At 46.9% G+C, this 20273-nt stretch carries 21 protein-coding genes and 2 tRNA genes; 8 read left to right on the forward strand and 15 right to left on the reverse strand.

All coding sequences use genetic code 11. The features are described from left to right. Positions 1-20 precede the first annotated feature (20 nt). Both SYN_RS09635 and SYN_RS09640 read right to left on the reverse strand, forming a co-directional pair. Positions 21-95 (reverse strand) — tRNA-Val (locus SYN_RS09635). Positions 96-167: 72 nt separating this feature from the next. Further along, positions 168-974: a nitrilase-related carbon-nitrogen hydrolase gene (locus SYN_RS09640; protein ID WP_011417918.1), complete on the reverse strand. Its 807-nt coding sequence runs from the start codon at positions 972-974 to the stop codon at positions 168-170. A gap of 453 nt (positions 975-1427) precedes the next feature. On the opposite strand from SYN_RS09640, the gene SYN_RS09645 reads away from it, so the two are divergent. The 3 genes from SYN_RS09645 (at position 1428) to SYN_RS09655 (ending at position 4941) form a co-directional block, all read left to right on the forward strand. Next, positions 1428-1637 carry a DUF2118 domain-containing protein gene (locus tag SYN_RS09645; protein ID WP_011417919.1) on the forward strand — a complete coding sequence of 70 codons (210 nt, stop codon included), beginning with the start codon at positions 1428-1430 and terminating at the stop codon, positions 1635-1637. Positions 1638-1943: 306 nt separating this feature from the next. Next, positions 1944-3095, forward strand: coding sequence for a glutaryl-CoA dehydrogenase Acd (gene acd / locus SYN_RS09650; protein ID WP_011417920.1), 1152 nt, complete (start codon positions 1944-1946; stop codon positions 3093-3095). Between the two features lie 73 nt (positions 3096-3168). Beyond that, positions 3169-4941 carry an acyl-CoA carboxylase subunit beta gene (locus tag SYN_RS09655; protein WP_011417921.1) on the forward strand — a complete coding sequence of 591 codons (1773 nt, stop codon included), beginning with the start codon at positions 3169-3171 and terminating at the stop codon, positions 4939-4941. 154 nt (positions 4942-5095) lie between these two features. On the opposite strand, the gene SYN_RS09660 is transcribed toward SYN_RS09655, so the two are convergent. Both SYN_RS09660 and SYN_RS09665 read right to left on the reverse strand, forming a co-directional pair. Then, positions 5096-5695, reverse strand: a complete 600-nt coding sequence (locus tag SYN_RS09660) for a molybdenum cofactor guanylyltransferase (RefSeq protein ID WP_011417922.1) — start codon at positions 5693-5695, stop codon at positions 5096-5098. A 73-nt stretch (positions 5696-5768) separates the two neighbouring features. Next, positions 5769-8522 (reverse strand): ATP-dependent DNA helicase, encoded by a 2754-nt coding sequence (locus tag SYN_RS09665; RefSeq protein WP_011417923.1) that lies wholly within the window; start codon positions 8520-8522, stop codon positions 5769-5771. 300 nt (positions 8523-8822) lie between these two features. On the opposite strand from SYN_RS09665, the gene SYN_RS09670 reads away from it, so the two are divergent. Continuing rightward, positions 8823-8897, forward strand: a tRNA-Thr gene (locus SYN_RS09670). Between the two features lies 1 nt (position 8898). Here SYN_RS09670 and SYN_RS09675 read toward each other — a convergent pair. From SYN_RS09675 to SYN_RS09700, 6 genes are all read right to left on the reverse strand, one after another. Next, a complete protein-coding gene (locus SYN_RS09675; RefSeq protein ID WP_011417924.1) occupies positions 8899-9903 on the reverse strand; it encodes a tyrosine-type recombinase/integrase in 1005 nt (334 codons plus the stop codon). A gap of 138 nt (positions 9904-10041) precedes the next feature. Then, on the reverse strand, positions 10042-10221 hold the full coding sequence (locus SYN_RS09680) for a hypothetical protein (protein WP_011417925.1): 180 nt from the start codon (positions 10219-10221) through the stop codon (positions 10042-10044). A 234-nt stretch (positions 10222-10455) separates the two neighbouring features. After that, positions 10456-11559 (reverse strand): ATP-binding protein, encoded by a 1104-nt coding sequence (locus tag SYN_RS09685; protein ID WP_011417926.1) that lies wholly within the window; start codon positions 11557-11559, stop codon positions 10456-10458. Next, positions 11552-12004: a hypothetical protein gene (locus SYN_RS09690; protein WP_041584964.1), complete on the reverse strand. Its 453-nt coding sequence runs from the start codon at positions 12002-12004 to the stop codon at positions 11552-11554. Before SYN_RS09690 ends, SYN_RS09685 begins: the two co-directional genes overlap by 8 nt. 1 nt (position 12005) lies before the next feature. Further along, positions 12006-12179: a hypothetical protein gene (locus SYN_RS16265; protein WP_158302961.1), complete on the reverse strand. Its 174-nt coding sequence runs from the start codon at positions 12177-12179 to the stop codon at positions 12006-12008. Next, the gene (locus SYN_RS09700) at positions 12172-12735 is read right to left on the reverse strand and encodes a hypothetical protein (RefSeq protein WP_041584966.1); all 564 of its coding nucleotides are present in this window, start codon (positions 12733-12735) and stop codon (positions 12172-12174) included. The genes SYN_RS16265 and SYN_RS09700 overlap by 8 nt, the downstream gene beginning before the upstream one ends. 132 nt (positions 12736-12867) lie before the next feature. On the opposite strand from SYN_RS09700, the gene SYN_RS09705 reads away from it, so the two are divergent. Then, positions 12868-13335 carry a hypothetical protein gene (locus SYN_RS09705; RefSeq protein ID WP_148202543.1) on the forward strand — a complete coding sequence of 156 codons (468 nt, stop codon included), beginning with the start codon at positions 12868-12870 and terminating at the stop codon, positions 13333-13335. Between the two features lie 27 nt (positions 13336-13362). Here the strand turns inward: SYN_RS09705 and SYN_RS09710 are convergent, their stop codons facing one another. From SYN_RS09710 to SYN_RS09730, 5 genes are all read right to left on the reverse strand, one after another. Next, on the reverse strand, positions 13363-13755 hold the full coding sequence (locus SYN_RS09710) for a hypothetical protein (protein ID WP_041584967.1): 393 nt from the start codon (positions 13753-13755) through the stop codon (positions 13363-13365). Between the two features lie 364 nt (positions 13756-14119). Next, positions 14120-14299 carry a hypothetical protein gene (locus SYN_RS09720; RefSeq protein WP_041584969.1) on the reverse strand — a complete coding sequence of 60 codons (180 nt, stop codon included), beginning with the start codon at positions 14297-14299 and terminating at the stop codon, positions 14120-14122. Positions 14300-14437: 138 nt separating this feature from the next. Then, a complete protein-coding gene (locus tag SYN_RS09725) occupies positions 14438-15043 on the reverse strand; it encodes a hypothetical protein (RefSeq protein WP_148202544.1) in 606 nt (201 codons plus the stop codon). Positions 15044-15316: 273 nt separating this feature from the next. Continuing rightward, positions 15317-15478 carry a hypothetical protein gene (locus SYN_RS16270; RefSeq protein ID WP_011417932.1) on the reverse strand — a complete coding sequence of 54 codons (162 nt, stop codon included), beginning with the start codon at positions 15476-15478 and terminating at the stop codon, positions 15317-15319. Between the two features lie 97 nt (positions 15479-15575). Next, positions 15576-15875, reverse strand: a complete 300-nt coding sequence (locus SYN_RS09730) for a hypothetical protein (RefSeq protein ID WP_148202545.1) — start codon at positions 15873-15875, stop codon at positions 15576-15578. A gap of 462 nt (positions 15876-16337) precedes the next feature. On the opposite strand from SYN_RS09730, the gene SYN_RS09735 reads away from it, so the two are divergent. From SYN_RS09735 to SYN_RS09745, 3 genes are all read left to right on the forward strand, one after another. After that, positions 16338-17132 (forward strand): DUF932 domain-containing protein, encoded by a 795-nt coding sequence (locus tag SYN_RS09735; RefSeq protein WP_011417934.1) that lies wholly within the window; start codon positions 16338-16340, stop codon positions 17130-17132. Positions 17133-17508: 376 nt separating this feature from the next. Then, the gene (locus tag SYN_RS09740) at positions 17509-19056 is read left to right on the forward strand and encodes a type I restriction-modification system subunit M (RefSeq protein WP_011417936.1); all 1548 of its coding nucleotides are present in this window, start codon (positions 17509-17511) and stop codon (positions 19054-19056) included. A 2-nt stretch (positions 19057-19058) separates the two neighbouring features. Beyond that, on the forward strand, positions 19059-20273 hold the full coding sequence (locus SYN_RS09745; protein ID WP_011417937.1) for a restriction endonuclease subunit S: 1215 nt from the start codon (positions 19059-19061) through the stop codon (positions 20271-20273).

Genomic DNA, 20273 nt, shown 5'->3' on the forward strand with positions numbered 1-20273 from the left:
CTGCAACCCCTTGATTTCATTGGTAGGCGGTACTGGGATTGAACCAGTGACTTCTACCGTGTGAAGGTAGCACTCTCCCGCTGAGTTAACCGCCCATCGTCGTACGGGTGCAAGCTATATCCCAAAGAATCCTCTTTTTCAAGCGAAAATATGGATTCATCTGGTTTTCATTTCCCGCCTTCACAGAGTTCCCGATAAAACTCCACCCTCCTGTCCCTGTAAAGGTGGTTAAAAGGATTCAGGTTTTTGTTCCTGGCCCGGGAAACATCGATATCGACAACCGCCACCTCATCGCCAATCGATCCGGCCTGATAAAGAACATCGGCATGGGGACCGGTAACCTGACTTTTGCCGGTAAAAGAAAGCGTCCTGCCATCCCGGACATCCTGCCCGGTCCGATTGGCCGTAATGGCATAGACATGATTCTCCAGACAGCGGGTTTTCATGGCATCCTGGCAAAAAGGCAGAACCAGGTTGGCACAGTGGCAGATGACATCCGCCCCCTTCAGGGAAAGAATCCTCATGAACTCAGGAAAAAACCAGTCGAAACAGATCATGATCCCGATGCGGCAGATGCCAAGATCATAAAGTTCAGGGGCGCGATCTCCCGGTTGAAACCAAAGTTTTTCTTCATTGAACAGATGAATTTTACGATAAGTTCCCAGATAACCCCTTGGTGAGACCAGAACGGCTGAATTATAAAACCGTCCTTTCTCACGTTCGGCCAATCCGGCCACAATAAAGGAACCACCGCGTCGGGCCATTCCGCACAGGAATTCTGTCGTTCTTCCGCCAGGAATCTCCTCGGCAAGTTCAGCAACTTCCTGGTGGGCAGTAAAAAGATAGCCGGTATTAAAAAGCTCGGGAAGTACGAGAAGGTCCGCCTTTGTACAATTTATCAGACTCTCTGTTTGCTGAAGATTCTCAGCAACCTTTCCGAAAACCGGTCCGATCTGAATAAATCCCGCTTTCATACCATCCTCTTAATAATGTTATTTTTCTATTTCAGTATGTTTCCGCCCTGCCCCTGTCATGTCGGATCAACCTGACCTTGAACCATGACCACAGCACCTTTTTGCTTATAATATCAATTCCATAAAAGATCAATCTTCTTCTTTCCCTGACGATCAGAGAGCAGCCCTCCTCCTTCAGAATTTGCCCTGAAGAAAAAATTCTTTCTCAACCCGCGCTGATTCTGGATAGCAGAATTATTTAATCAATTTTTCAATTTTTGAGTTGGCGAACCTCTATCTAACTCTGCGGATCTACAACAGTTGAAAATATTTATTGACAAAAACAACCCCATAGGTTAAGTGCACCACGGATTTGATGGCAGTCAACCAGCTTTATAGATAGTGGGTTTCCGTTGCCGAAAGGGATGGGCCCTGGCAGTTAAAATTCATCAAAAGAAACTGTAGGAGGAAATTATGGAAGTCACTGTACCCATGGAAGGAAAGGTTGTAGCAATCAAAGTTAATGTCGGCGACAAGGTTGAAGAAGACGACGAAATCGCGGTCATGGAAGCCATGAAGATGGAAATGCCTGTCCCGTCGCCGGTCAGCGGCGTCGTAAAACAAATCATGGTCAAGGTTGGTGACAAGGTTGCGGCTGAGGCTGCGTTGATGGTCATCGAATAGATCAGATTTTCCAGATATTACACACCAAAGAAACAAGAAAACACCCCATACCGATCTTTACAAAGTGGTTCAGCCGCTTCAAAATGCAGGATATTCAATGCAGAAACACCGTGCCGGTCTATGCGCCGGCACGGTGTTGTTTGCCACATGATGCTTGAAATGTTACGCCGATCATCCACTCATAAGATAATGTCAGTAGAGCCGCTTGCGCGACTTTATCATGACTTCTTTCCGTTAGGGAACGGCGGACACGGACTGAAGCGGTTTTCTGCACCACAATAACATTACCAAGGAGGATACATTATTATGGATTTTGCTTTATCAGAAGAACTTGAAATGCTACGCTCCATGGCGCGGGATTTCGCGGCCGAAAAGATTGCTCCCTTTGCAGACAAATGGGACGAAGAACACTACTTCCCCTATGAGGAAGTCGTCAAACCGATGGGCGAACTGGGCTTCTTCGGCACGGTCATTCCGGAAGAATACGGTGGAACCAACATGGGCTGGCTGGCCGCCATGATCCTCACAGAAGAAATCTCCCGTGCATCCAGCGCGCTTCGCGTCCAGATCAACATGGAAGGCCTTGGCTGCGCCTACACCATCTGGAAGTATGGAACGGAAGAAGCCAAGAAGAAGTACGTTCAGAAGCTGGTTTCAGCCGAATACCTTGGCGGCTTCGGCATCACCGAATTCAACGCCGGTTCCGACGTTATGTCTATGAAATCCACTGCCGAGGACAAAGGGGATTATTATCTGCTGAACGGTTCCAAGACCTGGATCTCCAATGCCAACTGCGCCGATGTCATCATTTACTATGCCTATACGGATAAGGCAGCAAAAGGCAAGGGTCTGTCCGCATTTGCCGTGGAATTGAAGAACAACCCCGGCATCCGCACGACGGATCTGGACAAGATGGGAAGCAAATCCTCACCGACCGGTGAAATCTATCTCGACAACGTCAAAGTCCCGAAGGAAAATCTCCTCGGCAAACCCGGCGACGGCGCCAAGATCGTTTTCGGTTCTCTCAATGGAACCCGTCTCTCCGCCGCGGCCGGCGGAATCGGTCTTGCCCAGGCCTGCCTCGACGCCGCCATCAAATACGCCAATGAACGTGAACAGTTTGGAAAACCCATCGGAACGTTCCAGGCCAACCAGTTCCTCATCGGCGAAATGGCCACCGAATTGGAAGCCGCTAGACTGATGGTCTACAGGGCTGCCTGGCAGAAGGATCAGGGCAATCTGGGCAACACAGTTGAAACAGCTCAGGCCAAATATCTGGCCGGCGAAGTGGCCTACAAGTGCGCTATCGGCGCCATGCGCATTTTCGGCGCCTATGGTTATTCCACAGAGTATCCAGTGAACCGTTACTATCGTGACGCTCCCACCTATGCCATGGTGGAAGGTTCAACCAATGTCTGTAAGATGATCGTCGGCGGAGCTCTGCTGGCCCAGAAATAACCCATAAACCGAGGTTTTCTGACCTCTGTTACGTTACATGTTACAGTGCAGATTTACTGGAGGATAGTTATTCATGAGACAATACTTTGAAAAGATGGACGATCTGGGCAAGCCCCTGAAACCCGCTCAGATTGAAAGAATGAAGGAAAACGTTGCACAGATTGAGGAAGTGTATGCAGAAGTCGCAGCGGAATTCGAAAAGGCAAAAAATGCAGGCGTTCCCGCCGAGGATGTCCACAAAAAAGGCGAAATGACCGTATGGGATCGTATCGAATACATCGTGGATCCCGGTACGTTCTGTCCGCTCCACACCCTTTTCAATCCCGCAGGAAATAAAGAGGGCGTGACGGGCGTCATCGATGGTCTTGCCCGAATCAGCGGCAAATGGTGCGTCCTGATCGGATTTGACAACAAGGTTACTGTGGGCGCCTGGATTCCCGGTCAGCCGGAAAACAACCTCCGTGCCACCGATATGGCCAAGATCCTCAATATTCCCATAGTCTGGCTGGTCAACTGCTCCGGTGCGAGACTGCCCGAGCAGCATAAATTCTATGCCAACCGCCGCGGCAGTGGGACCTGCTTCTTCCGCCACGCGGAACTGGAAACGCTGGGGATTCCCGTCCTAGCGGGGATTTACGGAACGAATCCGGCCGGCGGCGGCTATCAGGGAATCAGCCCGACCATTCTTCTCGCTCACAAAAACTGCAACATCGCCGTGGGTGGCGCAGGCATCGTCAGCGGCATGTCCCCCAAGGGATTCTTCGATGAAGAAATAGCTGAAGCGCTTATCGAAGCAACGCGCAAGTTCAGGGCAACTCCTCCAGGAAGAGTCGCGATTCATCATGATGTGACCGGATTCTTCCGCGCAGTCTATGAGGAGGAAACAGGTGTCCTGGATGGATTGAAGCAGTACATGGCTGAAATGCCGGCTTATAATCCCCGTTTCTTCCGGGTTGCCCAGCCTGCAGAACCCAAGTACGATCCCAAGGAAATCTCTTCCATCATCACCTTCAACCAGAAGATGGTTTATGATTTCGATAATATTCTGGCCCGTCTGGTGGACAATTCCGAGCATATGGAATTCCGTCCCGGTTTCGGACCTGAGGTTTACACCGGTCTGGTCAAGATCGACGGCTTCCTGATCGGCGCCATCGGCAACCGTCATGGTGTTCTGCCCAACTACCCGGAATATACCAATGAGTACATCGGGGTGGGAGGAAAGCTGTATCGCCAGGGTCTGATCAAGATGAGCGAGTTTGTCTCCCTCTGTGATCGTGATCGTATTCCCATTGTGTGGTTCCAGGATACTTCAGGAATCGACGTTGGCGACATCGCGGAAAAAGCGGAACTTCTCGGGCTGGGTCAGGCTCTTATTTATTCCATCGAGCAGACGAAACTTCCCATGATGCTGACGGTCCTCCGCAAGGGATCGGCAGCGGCCCATTACGTCATGGGCGGCCCCACGGCCAATAACCACACGGCCTTTACGCTGGGCACGGCTACGACGGAAATTTACGTCATGCACGGCGAAACCGCGGCAACAGCCAGTTTTGCCCGCAGACTGGTCAAGGAAAAGGATGCCGGCAAGTCCCTGCAGCCTGTCCTTGATAAGATGAATCAGTTGGCAAAGGAATACTATAACAACTCACGTCCGGTATACTGTGCCCAGCAGGGTTTGGTGGACGAAATCGTTCGTTACGAAGACATCCGCAAATACCTGGTCGCATTTGCCAATGCAGTGTATCAGAATCCGAAATCCATCTGCCCGCAGCATCACTTGATTCTGCCGCGGATTATCCGTTCTGAGATTGTTAAAGGATTGCCCAGACCAGCAAAAGAAGCATAAATAAGGACTAACACCCCTTATCTGGTCATTGAGTAACTAAAGAAGGCCGAAGCGTGAATTCTTCATGCTTCGGCCTTTTACATTCCCTTTTCGTCCGTCTCAAGAAGACAGGGAAGAACGGACATCACGACAATCAACCTGCCTTTATTCTCTGTTAAACTTCTCTGCCCTCCGATTTATGCTTGAGTTCCAGAACCCGCTGCAGGTCCTGTTCCGTATTGATATTCAGAAACATCCGACATTCAGGGTCAAAGCTCCGGATAACGGATTCAGGAATATACAGAACCCGCATCCCTTTGAAACAACCGGTCATTTTGAGGCGATCCCTGATCAGCAGACTTTTTATGGAGGGCAGACAGCGCCGTGAGTAAATGGCATGAAGCGGGTGAAAACCGTCTGCGGTTTCTGGAACAACCACATCATATTCGGAAGCTTTTCCCGTCATGTACCGGATAAATTCGACATTCAGGTAGGGTATGTCACAGGCGCATAAGAAGGCATGGTCAAAGGAAGCGTAAAATAGTCCCGAATAAAGCCCTCCCATAGGGCCCTTTCCCTTATAGATGTCGGTAACCAGGGCGATATCCTGATCCAGATAAAGAAGGGGCTCATTGGTTACAAGAATCACCTCTGAAAAAAGCTGACGGAACAGTTTCACCGTTCGATCGATCAGGCGTTCACCGTTAATCTCCAGGAAGGCCTTGTTCAATCCCATTCGAGAACTTTTTCCACCGGATAGAATGATGCCCGTCATCCAGTTACCCTCCCCGGCATAGCCCCGGAAGCCATTAATAAATTTTTATCTCTCTGTTTCATCATTTTTTCCTTTAACTCCAGAGGTCTTCAAAACGGCGGCAACGGGAATCCAGAAAAACAAGTCTGCCTTTGTCGGTCTCCGAACGAATAAGCCGTCCCATTCCCTGTTTCAGTTTGATGATAGCTTCATAATAGTAGCGGCTCCAGAACTCTTCCTTGGACAGCGATCCTTTACGGGCGGTCTGCAAGGGATCAAAGGGATACGGAAAGGGTATCCGGGTAATGATCACCTGAGTCAGGGTATCCCCCCGGAAATCGACCCCATACCAGAAAGTTTCTACTCCAAAGAGGACGCTTTCCCTGATCGACCGGAATTCATCGATCAGATTTCCCGTGGGACGGCCCATCTGTTGAATCAGTAGAGGATATCCGTCGGCGATGATTTCGTCACCCGTCTGCAGCGCCACCGCTTCCAGATCGCTGTAGCTTGAAAAAAGAACCAGAGTGCGTCCCCGGTTCTTACGAATCAGTTCCGGAAGAAGGTCAACCACAGCTTTCAACCAGGCCTGCTTGTTTTCATAACCGCCATTCACGGCACCGTCAGGTAGAAAAACTTTCATGGATTCAAGGGAATAGGGAGATGGAATCGCCACGAAGCGAAATTCCCGCCCATCCTGATCCGTGAAAAAAGTGCGATCTTCCTTCCCAGCTGGCGAAATCGAATCACAGCCTGTCGCATCATCCATCCCGACGATTCGGCAAAAGTCGTTGAACCGGTTTCGATGACGCAAGGTGGCCGAGGTGTAGATAACGCAATCTCGTTTATTATAAACATGCGCTTTAATCAAACTGGATACATCCACGGCGGAAACCGTGATCACCCAGTGTTTGAAGAAGAGCTGGCAGGCAGCGACGGTATTTTCAGTGCGGATTGTTTTTTCCATGGTCTGAAAGTTATCTGCTTCTGTATAGAGCCGGGCTATGGCATTTCTGACCCGTTCCTGCGAACGGGGCAATATTTTCAATACCCGGGACGCATCCGGATCTTTCAAAAAAGACAACCCTTTACCGATACCCCTTAAAAGATCGGCAAACAAACGAAGCATCTTTTCAATGTCCCCATCAGGGTACGCACCATGACAGACCGGCAGTTCCAGAATCTCACCCTTTGCAAAGTAAGGATGAATCGTCTGGAGCATGCTCCCGAATTCATGAACGGTCTGATGAAATTCATTGATGGTTTCATGACATTGCTGAAGCATCATCTCGACTTCCCCGGATACCTTCCGAGAAACCCTCTGAAGCACCGATTCCAGATATGCGATGATATCAGTGATCTCGCGGGAATGCACGGAGAGGCTGAACGCGTTGCGCACGGCCTGTTCAAAATGATTCGCTTCGTCCACAATGCAGTTCCGAAACAGTCCGGACAATTCCTCGTCGTGATCAATCAAGGCCAGTTTATGATGGTTCGTAATGACCAGACGGGCAGACCGGGCTTCGGCAAGAGCAACCTGGGCCGGGCAGAGGGTATGATTTCCCGCGCACCCGGTCTTCGCTGAAATCTCATCCTGAAGCTGACGGAGATAAAGGCCATCGTTCAGGTAACGGCCAATTTTCTCCCCAACAGTTTCACCGTCGACCTGTCGATAAAGAAAAATGAGATTTACAAAGTACAGCCATGCCAGCAGGCTGGCCCCTTTCAAATCTTCTTCGAAGGCTGAATTCAGTTTTTCGGCACAGAGATAATTGGATTTGCCTTTCAGGACGGCGATGGAGATCTTTGAATAACCCCGTTCAAGGGCGACAGTTCTATTGATTTCCTGTTGAAAGATCTGATCCTGGAGGCTTTTTGTATAGGTCGAAATCATTATCCGGGCTTCGGGATTGCGATGCAGATATTCCATGACCGGTATCAGATAACCCTGGGTTTTCCCCGTTCCCGTCCCAGCCTCCAGCGTCAGGACCGCCCCGTCATTCAATGCCTCTGCGACATGAAAGGCATAATCCAACTGGGTTTTTCGGAACTTGAAACCCTGAGCGGCTCCCGCCAGCCCGAGGCAAAGGTCTTTGACTCTTTGATCCGATATATTCCGTTGACCTTCCAGGATCTGCGGCTCCAGTGAAACCGTTTTTGCCTTTTCCAGATACCTCATCCAGTTTGCCGTGTCAGACCGGTTCACGGGCTTGAACAGCCCTCCCCAGTAATCCTGATAATGCCGGGTCAGATGAAGAAATACCTCACCCAGCAGGGTATCGCTCTTCTGCAGATAATAGCGCAGCGCCGCTGACGGCGGATTGGTTTCGTCATTCAGCCGGTTACCACAGATATGACGGACAAGGTCCATCGAAAGCTCCACCAGCTCCGCAGCGGAAAAGCTGATCTTTTCGCGTCTTTTTCCTTTCATGAATTCCCATAGGCTGCGAGGGGAAAAGGATTCGACATGGGGAAGGAAAAACTCCAGCGCAAAGCTGAGATCAATTCCGCGTTCCCGGACGCAGAACCGGAGGACGAGATCCAGAACATGATGAGGATCCAGAACCAGTATAAATGCCTGCCCAGCGAGAAAAGAACTCAACCTGGAGGCCACCTCTTCTGCCGGAGGCGGATCTTTAAGATTCTCCCGTGAGATATTGGAATGGTAACGCTCCCGTTCGGTAAGATATCCGTATCGGACCAGGGACGAGAAATCCCGGCGGGAATGATCACGGGACAGAATGGTGGCGGCTATTTCATAAATCCGGTTGCCTTGATCTTCCTTCAAGCCTGTGTGAGCATAAACAAATGCAACGTCATCAATGGGATATGAATAGGGTTTCAGCATGAACAGTCATCAAAGCCCTTCCCCGGACGGGTTTTATCAAGGGCTGAATTCATTAAAGTGTCTGAAAAGTCCAAGGATTACCCGGTAAAATGTCCTTTCTGTCGCCTCTCATATCACACAAGCTCGGATGACTGAACAGGAAATCAGCGATTTTAAGGCATTTTTATTTCATTTGATCGTCAGTCCGATAAAGATTCCCCTTTAAGGGAACCAGCAATAAAAAAATTTGCAAGCGGGTTCTTGACAAGTTTATGTTTTTTAGGATAGAAAGACAGCTTCTTACTGATTGAGTTGATCAGGGCCGGAGTAACTCAGGGGTAGAGTAGCTGATTCGTAATCAGCAAGTCGGGGGTTCAAATCCCCCTTCCGGCTCCAGTTAAATCAAAGGGTTACATTCTGTAACCCTTTTTTTGTGGGTGACTCTTGTGGGTGACTCAAGGTTTTTCATGGCCCCAATCAAGCTCTTTCTTATCGACTGCAAATAAATATCTGTTGTAGTCGGTCGTTGATGACCCAATAGGGCTTGGATATCTGTTATAGGCACACCGGAGTTCGCCAGCCTGCTTGCTCCATAATGTCTCAGCGCGTGATAACCGAAATATCTTACCCCTGCCATCCTGCACGCCGTCTTCAAGAATTTGCTCCGGTAAAAATACGGTTTGCCGTCTTCATGGCAAAACACATATTCTGCTATCCTCGGCACCGTGTCAAAAACTTCCTTTAGTGTTTCATTAAGAGGGATTATTCGTTCAGTTAAGTCCGAATTCTTGGATTTTCTCGTTTTCAAAATCAGATAATCCTTGTGAATGTCTTCCCATTTCAGCTTGTTGATCTCATTAATCCTTGCCATTGTGCAAAGCACCGCTGTCAGATAAAGTTTTTGTTCATCATTGCAGAATTCGAAAACTTTTCTGATGTCTTCTTCTGGGGGGATGTATTTCTTGTTTTTCTCAATGGGGAAGAACTTGATTTTCTCGGCAGGGTTTGAGTTTATCATATCCCTTTCAACCCCATGATTAAAAAGGGCTTTTATAAATCTCAGTTCCTTATTCGCCACATAATGGGAATTATTGGCAACTCGGGAAAGATAATCATCAACGTCTTTGCGTTCGATTTTCTTTTTGTTGCCCCACGCCAATATTAACTTTTCAAAGAGCGACTTATTTTCCTTGAAATACTTGACTGTTCTTCTGTCTCGCAAATCCCTAAGTCTGCTTTCGCACAAACTTATAAAGTCCGAATTCATCACTTTTAGCTTCTTTCGGGCTTCTGCTTCGGCGGCTTTTGCCTCCTGCTTGGTCGTAAAGCCACTCTCCCTCTGTCTCACTCCGTTCTTCCAAAAGTCGTACCTCCATTTGTCCCGATGCTTGTAAACAGTCATTTATTCTCTCCTCCAATATTTGTTTTTCAAATCTCACGATCCTCCCAATTTTTATCCCCCCCAAAAGGGTACGGTTAGCGTAGACAAACCACTTTGAGCACTTGAGCATATCCGCGACCTCTTGAGGAGTCAGAAATTTCATTTTCTTTTCAGTACTTCCAGTTTTCGCTTGTCTTGGTCCAGCTTTTCTTCGTTGATTTTCCCTCCGGCCGCCTTTATGTTTTCAAGCATCCTTATCAAACCCAGCAGTTTCTCCGTTTCGCTTTGTTCAGGTTGGGAAAAATCGAGCTCAAGACTGTGGCTCTTTTTGCGTTTCATTTCACCTCCTGGAGATTTGCCCCGCCCCCTTTCGGGGGCAGAGCGGGGTTAGTCCTTTTGAGTTGCTTGCTTATCTTTCACCTTCGGCACAACAACCCGTGCCTGCGTCGTGAAAGTCCTCTTCGGCCCCCTGTGGAAGCCTATTGTCTCTCGACAAAGGGTTTTCGCCTTAGCGTTGTACCAATGTTATGATAAAGGTTACTAGCAAGCACCTTTCAGCCCTCATATTGGATTTTAGGCTGCCTGGTAGGACTCCGCCGTAAACCAAGATGGTCTTGATTTGCGATGGAGCACCGCCTTTTTCGGGGGCTTGATAGCAGTGAATATCGGGGGACGCGGGGCTTTGGCTATCCCCCTTTCCTTGGGGGTCATATATCCGACGTGGTACTTTTCGATGAACTGCAAGGTCTGCGGTTCGATATCCAGTTCCTTGGCGACGTAAGAAGCTTCACGGTGTCCGAGCCTGTAGGAAACGATGTTGCCCACGTTCAGCATGACGCGTGTCATGGTTTCGGGGATGACGGCAAAATCCTGGGTAGACAAAACGCATGATAACTTGTACTTACGCCCCTCTTTGAGGATATCCAGCATGTTGGGGTTGAGGAAGTTGTGGCACTCATCAATGTAGAGGGCAAGCGGTTGGTATTCTGCGTGTTTCTCGTACCGGAAATAATTCTTAACCGCTTGGTTGACAAGGCTGCCCATGAAAATCATCTTCTCCCTGCCCATTCCGAAGCAATCTAGTATAAACGTTTTGCGGTTCCTGATAATCTCTCCGATGTTAAGCGAGTTTTTACCGCACAGCATTTTTTCCATTTTCGGGTCGCTTAACAGGTAATTGAGGCGGGCTAAAATTCCGTCCCGTGTTTCGGCGTTGCCTCGCATGTTGGCAATGTAATCCCTGACGCTCAAAAGACTGAGGCGATTATTCTTGAGGCACTCCTTAATCGCCAAATCCAAACACTCAATCATCTTGACCGTGAAAAGCTGGTTAGGGGTGGTAATGGTGACAACCTGGTTGACGGCTTCCCTAATGCTTTCCGCAATCTGGTCGGGCGTGTAAGGCACTTTCATGGGGTTAATGGGGATAGGGTTGTTCAGGGACGAATACATACCTCGGCTTATCGAGTAGCAATCGCCAGCCAGGAAGCCGGACGGGTCAATTAAAATCTTGGCGTTCTTCCAATAGTTGTCTTCCTCCCACCAATTCATTATCAAGGTACTTTTTCCTGTTCCGCTCTTTCCCATCAAAAGGGTATGGGTGTATCTGTCTTCGATGTATTTTGACATGTAGGTCTCCTTGTCGTTTCCGATTTTCAGTCTGGGCAGGTCATTCATCTTCCGCCTCCATCAGGAGTTTTTTGAGCTTTATCTTCCTTAGTTGGACTTCCAACGAATCCAATTCGACTTCTTGGGCGATTTTGGCGGTTTCGTACCGGATTTTCTCAGTTAAGGATTTTTCCTGGTCTTCCTTGAGCTCCCGCATCCGTTGCTTGTGGTCCAGTTCCCTGTAAGTGTCGTTGACGGTGGCGCTGAAAGTCAGGACTTTGTGGACGGCGTCCAGTTTGGCGTTGGTCGCCCTTAACGTGTCCTCCGCCATCTTGGCTTCCAATTCCTTGGCTTTCGCCATCCTTGTCCGTTTGAAATTGCCGAATATCATCCCAATAGGGTTCATCTCGTATTCCATCGGCTGGATGGTAGCGGGCATCAGGTCTTTTACCAACGCCGGAACTTGGGGGGAACGGGCGAGGACGTTTTGGATCGGATTCAACGGTTCGTTCATCTTATCCTCCGAATTGGTTGAAGTAGTTTGACCACATCTGCTGGCTTCTTTGATTTTCAGCTTCTCTCCTGTAATAGTTATAGGCTTTGGTAAATCCGCTGCTTCTGCCCATGAAATACCCGGCAAGGAAGATGACCAGCCCGATTCCAACGTAAATCATCTGCATCTTATTCATCGAGAAACCCCACATATTCTTCAAAATCAAAATCACCTGCTCCGTCCATTCCTTTGACGACGATATCGAACTGCTCGACTTTCGTGCCGAAGAGTTCGGACAGTTTCTTTTCGGCGTCCTCCCAGAGTACCCACGCGTTGACTTTCTGTTTAAGGTATTCCTCCGTTTCGTTGTTCGCGACTTCCAGAACGAAGCAAAGAAGTTCGTCGCCTTTCAACATAAGGACGATGGCGTCCGACCGCAGTCCGACTTCCTTGATTTCCACCTCCCTCAAGATGTGATTCTTGTGGTTAAGCTTTAAAATCTCCGCCAAGGCTTTGGTCAGTTCCTGGGCGTGCCCTTTGTACTCGCTCCGACATCCCTTGACCCGAAAATAACCGTTTCCTTTTTCCAGCTTCCCGAGGTCAACCAGGGCGTTGAGCGCCTTGTAAGTATTGTTAACTGCTGACGTTCCCGCGTTCCAGATTCCCTTGCTCGCCATGATATCCCCGACCGTGTGCTTGTCGGCGATTTTCAGGCTCTCCATGATGGTTAAGATTTCTTCTTCGTGCGCCATGTGATCCTCCTTCCGTTTTTGTTTAATCGTTAATAAAACGTTACAACGTAACATGTCAAGTATTATTTTTAATATCTTGATAGACAGAAAAAAATCTCTTTACATTTCGACAATTTGTTATATATAGACGATATGAAAAGGACGAAACTTGAAATATATGTGTTCTATTATGGGGAATATCTGGAGAAACTCGGTGGGTATAACTTGGCTGCCCAACTGGCTTTGAGTGATTTGGGCAGTACCGGGGACGATAAGGCTGTTATCCAGAGGTGCTACAGGGACTTGAAAAAGGAAGATTTTGACGGTTCAATAATCGATTACATGTGTTGGATCAGTACGCAGTGCGTCCTTGATGCGGTATCAAAACATGTTTCCGAAAAGACACCTACCAAATACATCGAGTTCATCATTGAGCACAGCAGTGACTTTTGGGAAGACACCCGAAATCTCTTGAGGCTATTCAATAAGAACCCCGTTCACTTCTTTCGCTGGTTCGGAATCAAGGAGGATGCAGAAGCCTACAAATTATTGGCCGGTTATTGGTACAAACTTTTTATGGCTGATTATAACTACCTATTGTCATTAAAATCAAAAAGTTGAATCACTTATAACCACACCAATAGGCAGTCACTCCAATCTTGATATCCGCTTCACGTAGTCGGCAAACGCTACTATGCTATACATAAAATCATTCATTTCCTTGTTGTTCCTAAATCTATAAACGGCTTCAATAAATATGAATCCCAAAGCAACAGCAACCAAGACAGTGAGGGCTGAGAGCACGGACGATACCGGAAATCTGCCGATGTAATATGTAGTGTTCCAAGCGTATTCGCAAATCGTGTAATGTATATTGATCAAGCCTAAAGCCATAAGAATGACGATGAACACGTTGAGCTTTATGGGGTTTTTCTTCAAAAGATATCTATGAGCAAAATACACGATAGCGTAATAAATGATAAAAACCGCAATCAATTCCAACAATAACACTCCATCCGCATGTTCCTGCTTAGGAAACATCAATCTCTCCTTTCGTCGCGTAGAGTTTTCCGGTCTTTAGATAGTCGTGCAGTTAGTTTTTTAAACTTTATATACCTAATAATTGCAAACAGTTTTTTAAAGAATTATCGGTTCTCTATTTCGGTCTTATAAATAATGGGAAGAAAAATCACTATAACGTCTGTTAACCGCATTATCTTAATAGTTTTGAGAGGTTGAGTCATGGTTAAACGCCTCTTTTTACGTAAATAACTAACTAAAAATTTCGGGGGCGGTACATATCTAAACAAGGGGGTTGCTGTGAGGCATTCTCTGAGCGTCCACCTCTTGACATTCAAAAGGTGGCTGCTAAAATCCAAGAAGAAGTGAGGAGGAGCCATTTCTGCTACCTCCGATTCGAATCCTTGACAGTCATGCAAGCCTTCTTGAACTCTTCTCTGAAGATTCTCACCGCGAAAGAGAGTGTCGCGTTGGTCTCGATACACCCTGCTTCGCGTTCTAGTCCGTCAAGGAAATCATAGTATAAATTCGTGAGAATTTCACAAACCTGGGATTCCTTCACCATATTGTTCACCTCCTTTCTAGCAGGCTCCTCCGCCTGATGAAGCAGGATGAGCAGCCGGATTCCTTTGGAATGTCAAGAGTGGTCGCCACCTAGGCGGCTGCTTTTCGTTTACTGTCTTGTACAATCTCAATGTAAATCTCACATTGCTTTGCCTTTCCGGTTATAGATGATTCCGTTTTCAACGAACTGGGTGTAACAAGCACCCAAGACTTTGTTGGGCATCTCGGGAAATACCTTTGCCGAAATATTGAAGACTTTCTGAAGTCGGTGGGCTTCCAAGTGAGGGAACTCCCGGTGCCTCATGATGAAGACTATCTGGCCTCTGGTTCCCATGTAATGCTTTCGAAGCTTTTCTTCAAGCTGGCTGTCGGTCATGTGGCCGTTGTCCAGCTCAAAGCAATAATGGAGAATAGTAGCGTCGGCGGGTCTCCTGAACGAAACGTACTGCAACCCTCTGTCGTGGAGGAACTTCCCGACAACATCCCTCACGCAGACGTCGTGATTGAACAGGAAAGTCGGCAACGTGTTGGCGGCCATCGTGTAAGCCAGTTTGCCGTCTTGGTTCTTGATTCTCTTAAGACGCAGCGAGCTGTCTTTTCCTTTTAACATCTCGGAAAGCTCCGACGAATAAACCCTAAGCAGGGTATCGTCGCATCGGCCCTCCATGAAGAAGGACACGTTGCGGGGGACCGCCCACTGAACCTCCTGGATGAACCATCTGATGAGATTTCTTTTTGTTGCCATAACACAAATTACTCGGGGCAAGGGGCCTGGGGCGTAAGCCCCAGCAAATGGTTTCATGATGTCTCATCGCAAGTGAGCTTCTGAAAGCATTTGCTGGGGGTTTCAATGCTTCGCTTGAAAGCACCAGGTTACCTTTGCCCCAACGATTAAACGCTGATTGCCGCCATTTTATCGCTGTAAAATTGGCGTGCTGCAAAAGGTGGGAATTATGCGGTAGTAGGCTTGTCTACCAAGACGGCTACTGGGTTTCCTACTGTCTAAAATCTCGGGATTTTAATGTCCGGGTCGGCGCGCTTTGTCATTTTCGCGTTGGCTTTGCCACTGCTCGAAAATGATCTCGGCCAATGAATAGAGATGATCGCGGATTTCCAACGCTTCGCTGTCGGAAATAGCCGGGTCGTTCAATATTTTCTTAACTTGTTCAAGATTCAACATATTTTATTGATAAATTAAGGATTGATCGTTTTTAAGGTAAATAAAATCCCTGAGGCAAAGCGGCGGGGAGATGAGATAGATTCTGGCGTGGTTGATGTTATTGCAGAAGCGATTTTCTAAGTTTTTCGATGGCCCTTCCATAGGCTTTTCTTTCGGCCTGGTCCAATTTACAATCCTTCAATCTTTTAAACAGCGCTTTTTTCTCGCATGGGCTCAGGAGACCTTTCTTGATGAGATTCTTGATATGGGCTATTTCACCGATGGTAGCCACGTCCATTTCGTAACAGGCTCCCACTTGGTATTCGAAAGGAACATTGCCGTCCTTTTGATTCGCCCTTTCCCTAAGTTCGTCTAACGATAACTCGATAATATAGTGCTTTCTATGTTTCTTGGACATTTTGTTTAGATATTTGATTATTATTGGGAACAAAAAACCCCGCGATAACATCAAAAGCGTCATTTTTCCGTTTTGGTTTGGAATATATCTGTTTTTGTTATTACCGCCGGGCTTCCCGTTGCATATTAGCCGCTGCCGATGTCTAGCTGGATTTTTCAGTTACGTATTATTCATTATACTGATTCTGCCGTAATTATGTGACATTGCCTCATAAGTATGGCAATTGCTTCTTTTCGCATTGTAGAAGTAGCGAAAGATATACTCTAAAAACATATAGCAACAAAAAGGGGCGGATAATCCGCCCTTTTTTGTATTCATTTCCTACCCGCCTATCCTCGTTTGGTCGTTCCACAGCCCTTTCAATCCAGCCCTTTTACAAAAGTGAAAGTCACAAAACACCGCATTATTCCATATAATATTAATAAGATGGCAGTTATTTAACAAAAGAATAAAGGAGATATTATGACAGAAATTTTGATGCACAGAGGCGGTGAGTTAGTGACAAAAGACCAGCTTGATCTTATCCCGCTGCCGGAACCGACGGACAGTTACATGCCGGTTTCCCATTATGACTTGGCCGATAAATTCTTGATGATCAGCCAGGACATCCTCCGGGATTACAAATTGGTCGGGGAAAATTACGGAATTGCCAGACAAGGGAACCAGTTCTTTGCGGTCCTCAAGTTCCAGCGTGAAAGATCGGAAATCGGGCTTTCCATAGCCTTTCGCAATTCTTACGACCGTTCCATGGCCATCGGCCTGGCTATCGGCGCGTCCGTGTTCGTGTGCGACAATCTGGCCCTCAGCGGTGAGATCGTCGTCATGAAAAAGCACACGAAAAACGTCTGGAGCGAATTGGAAGAGAAGGCTATTGCCACCATTTACAAGAGCCAGAACAATTACGATCAGCTCATCGGCGACGTTGACGCGTTCAAATCCCTGCCGGTGGACGACAATGGCGCTTTCCAAGCCATGGGACTGCTTTTTGGCAACAACATCATCAGTCCCCGCCAACTGACGGTCCTGAAAGAGGAATGGCTGAAACCGTCGCACGAGGAATTCGAACCCCGCAATCTCTGGTCGTTCTATAACGCGGCCACCGAAAGCTTGAAATCAAGCCCGCCGGTCACGATCATGGAAAAGCATATCAGATTGCACGAAGCGCTGACATATCTCGGAAAGGAGGCCAGCAATGTTCAAAATGGAACACTCGCTGCCGGACTTCTCTCCGGTGGTGAAAGGAAAGGAACAGATTAGCAGCCATGAACTGCTGGAATTCCTGAAAGACAAACGGATCACCCTCTCTTGCGGCCATCGCTTCTCCATCCACCCTTTCTCCAATACCATGATTGTTTATAACGACGGACGGACCTTATGCCACAATTGAGGCTATTAAAACCGGCTTATAGGAGGTAAGCCAATCCACACCCTTGAATAAAATTCAGGGGTGTTTTTATTTTTCTTTTTTATTGAAGCTTTCACCGGTTTGGAGCATTATGTGACGTTTCTTAAATTTACCCCCCAATATGCCGGTTAAGCCAAGGGCCATTCATTTGTTTTTTCGGCCATTTGTGATAGCCTGAAGGCAGATATATCAATTATGACATATTAAAAAAGAAAGATTAGCATTCTTATGGCCAATAATAACAACAAAACGGAAGCTTTCGAAAAAACCCTATTCAAAGCGGCAGACAAGCTACGCAAAAACATGGATGCGGCGGAATATAAGCATATAGTGCTGGGCCTCATCTTCCTCAAATACATTTCCGATTCATTCGAAGCCCTTTATGAAAAAATAAAAGAAGGCAAAGGTGATTTTGAAGGAGCTGATCCAGAAGATCCCGATGAATACAGGGCGGAAAATGTCTTTTTTGTTCCGCAAGCGGCCAGATGGTCATATCTTCACTCAAGGGCCAAGCTTCCTTCCATCGGCAAGGATGTCGACGATGCGATGGAAGCCATCGAGAAGGAAAACCAGACGCTCAAGGGAATCCTTCCCCAAGTCTATGCCCGTCCCAATTTGGATAAAGCCGCTTTGGGCGGCCTGATCGACCTTGTCGGCAATATCGCCTTGGGCACTGAAGCCGCCAAAGCGAAAGACCTGCTCGGCAGGGTTTATGAGTATTTCCTCGGCGAGTTCGCCAACGCCGAAGGGAAAAAGGGCGGACAGTTCTATACTCCCAAATCCATCGTCCGTTTGATGGTCGAGATGATTGAACCGTTCAAGGGCCGGGTTTACGACCCCTGCTGCGGCAGCGGTGGCATGTTCATCATGAGCGAACGTTTCGTGGAAAACCACCAAGGAAAAGTCGATGACATTTCCATCTTCGGACAGGAAAGCAACCAAACGACATATCGCCTGTGCCGGATGAATCTGGCAATCCGAGGGATTGACGGCTCGCAAGTCAAATGGAACACTGAAGGTTCGTTTCTTAATGATGTCCACAAAGACTTGAAGTCGGATTTTATCCTAGCCAATCCGCCTTTTAATGACAGCGACTGGTCCGGCCAACTCCTCCAAAGTGATCCCCGCTGGAAATACGGTGTCCCTCAGGCTGCCAACGCCAACTTCGCTTGGCTGCAGCACATGATTTATCATCTGTCCCCCAAAGGGATCATGGCCTGCGTCCTGGCCAACGGTTCACTCTCCAGCCAAACCAATAATGAGGGAGAAATCCGTAAATCCTTGGTTGAAAACGATTTGGTAGATTGCATCGTGGCTCTTCCGAAACAGCTTTTCTACAACACCGGGATTCCGGCTTGCCTTTGGTTCCTCTCCAGGAAACGTGCGGGTAATGGTGACAGGAAGAGAAGCAGCGAGATTCTTTTTATAGATGCCAGCGAAGAAGGCTTCATGGAGGACCGCACCCATCGCGCCTTCAGTGACGATGATATCGCAAAAATAGCGGGAACTTATCATGAATGGCGGAAGCAGGGCGGGAAATATGAAGACGTTAGAGGATTCTGCAAGTCTGCTGATATAGAAGAAATAACCAAGCATAATTTCGTTTTGATGCCTGGGCGCTATGTCGGAATCAAAGATGAGGAGGATGACGGAATACCGTTTGAGGACAAGATGGCGGGATATCTCAGTGAGCTTTCAATACAGATGGCGGAAGAAAAGAGACTGGATGAAGAAATAAAAAAGCAGCTCGGTAATATCGGGCTTAAATTGAAATAACCATGGAAATAAAAACTTCGGCAATACCAAGCGACTGGAAAATGATGACGTTAGGACAAGTAGGTGTTACCGTCACAGGCAAAACCCCATCAAAAGATAATCCCGAAGATTGGGGCGATTTATTAAGTTTTATTACTCCTACTGATATTATATCTGATTCAAAGCACCTGAAGACTGTCGCAAGGAAATTATCGGGAAGCGGAATAAATACGCTTAAAAAAATGATCATTCCCGCCGGTTCAGTTGTTGTGACTTGCATTGGTTCTGATATGGGTAAAGTTGTCATTAATAGTTATGACTCAGTTACTAACCAGCAAATCAATTCAATTAAAGTTAATGATAACAACAACAAAGATTTTGTTTATTATCTGCTGAAGAATTCATATTCCATCTTACGAAACCACGCCATTGGTGGTTCAACAATGCCAATATTAAATAAATCAACTTTTGAATCGTTGGAATTCATTTTTCCTTCCCTAACTGAACAACAGGCGATTGCAGCGGCGTTATCTTCTTTGGATGATAAAATAGAGCTCTTGCGAACACAAAACAAGACACTTGAAAATATCACTCAGACCATTTTTAAACATTGGTTTGTAGATTTTGAATTTCCTGGCAAAGACGGAAATCCATATAAATCCAGCGGCGGGAAAATGATTGAATCCGCGCTCGGAAAAATCCCGAATAATTGGAGAATTGGGAAATACGAAGATGTAGTTGATGTTGTAACCGGGAAAGGAATGAAGAAAGACAATTTAAGGAGCAATGGCCTATATAAAGTATTAGGAGCTAATGGTGAAATAGGAAAAACGGATGAATATTTATTTGACGAAGACCTTATATTAACGGGTAGAGTTGGAACTTTAGGGACGATTTTTATTTCCAGAGGCAAAGTTTGGATTTCTGACAATGTTTTAATTTCAAAACCAAAATCTGATGAGAATTGCTATTTTGCATATTTCCAATTACGTAAACTCAATTTGGAAAGCCTGAATCGCGGAAGTACTCAGCCTTTGATTACGCAAACAGACTTGAAAAACGTTGAAATAATATTGCCTCCAAAAGAGATCCTTTTTGACTGGCACTGTATGGCTTCAAGTTTATTTACAAAAATATTTAATAACGATTTTCAAATCAACACTCTTTCAAAAATCCGCGATACTCTCTTACCCAAACTGATGAAAGGAGAAATAAGAGTAGCTAGTTTCAATAATTAA

Source organism: Syntrophus aciditrophicus SB, from assembly GCF_000013405.1.
In the GTDB taxonomy this organism is placed as follows: Bacteria; Desulfobacterota; Syntrophia; order Syntrophales; family Syntrophaceae; genus Syntrophus; species Syntrophus aciditrophicus.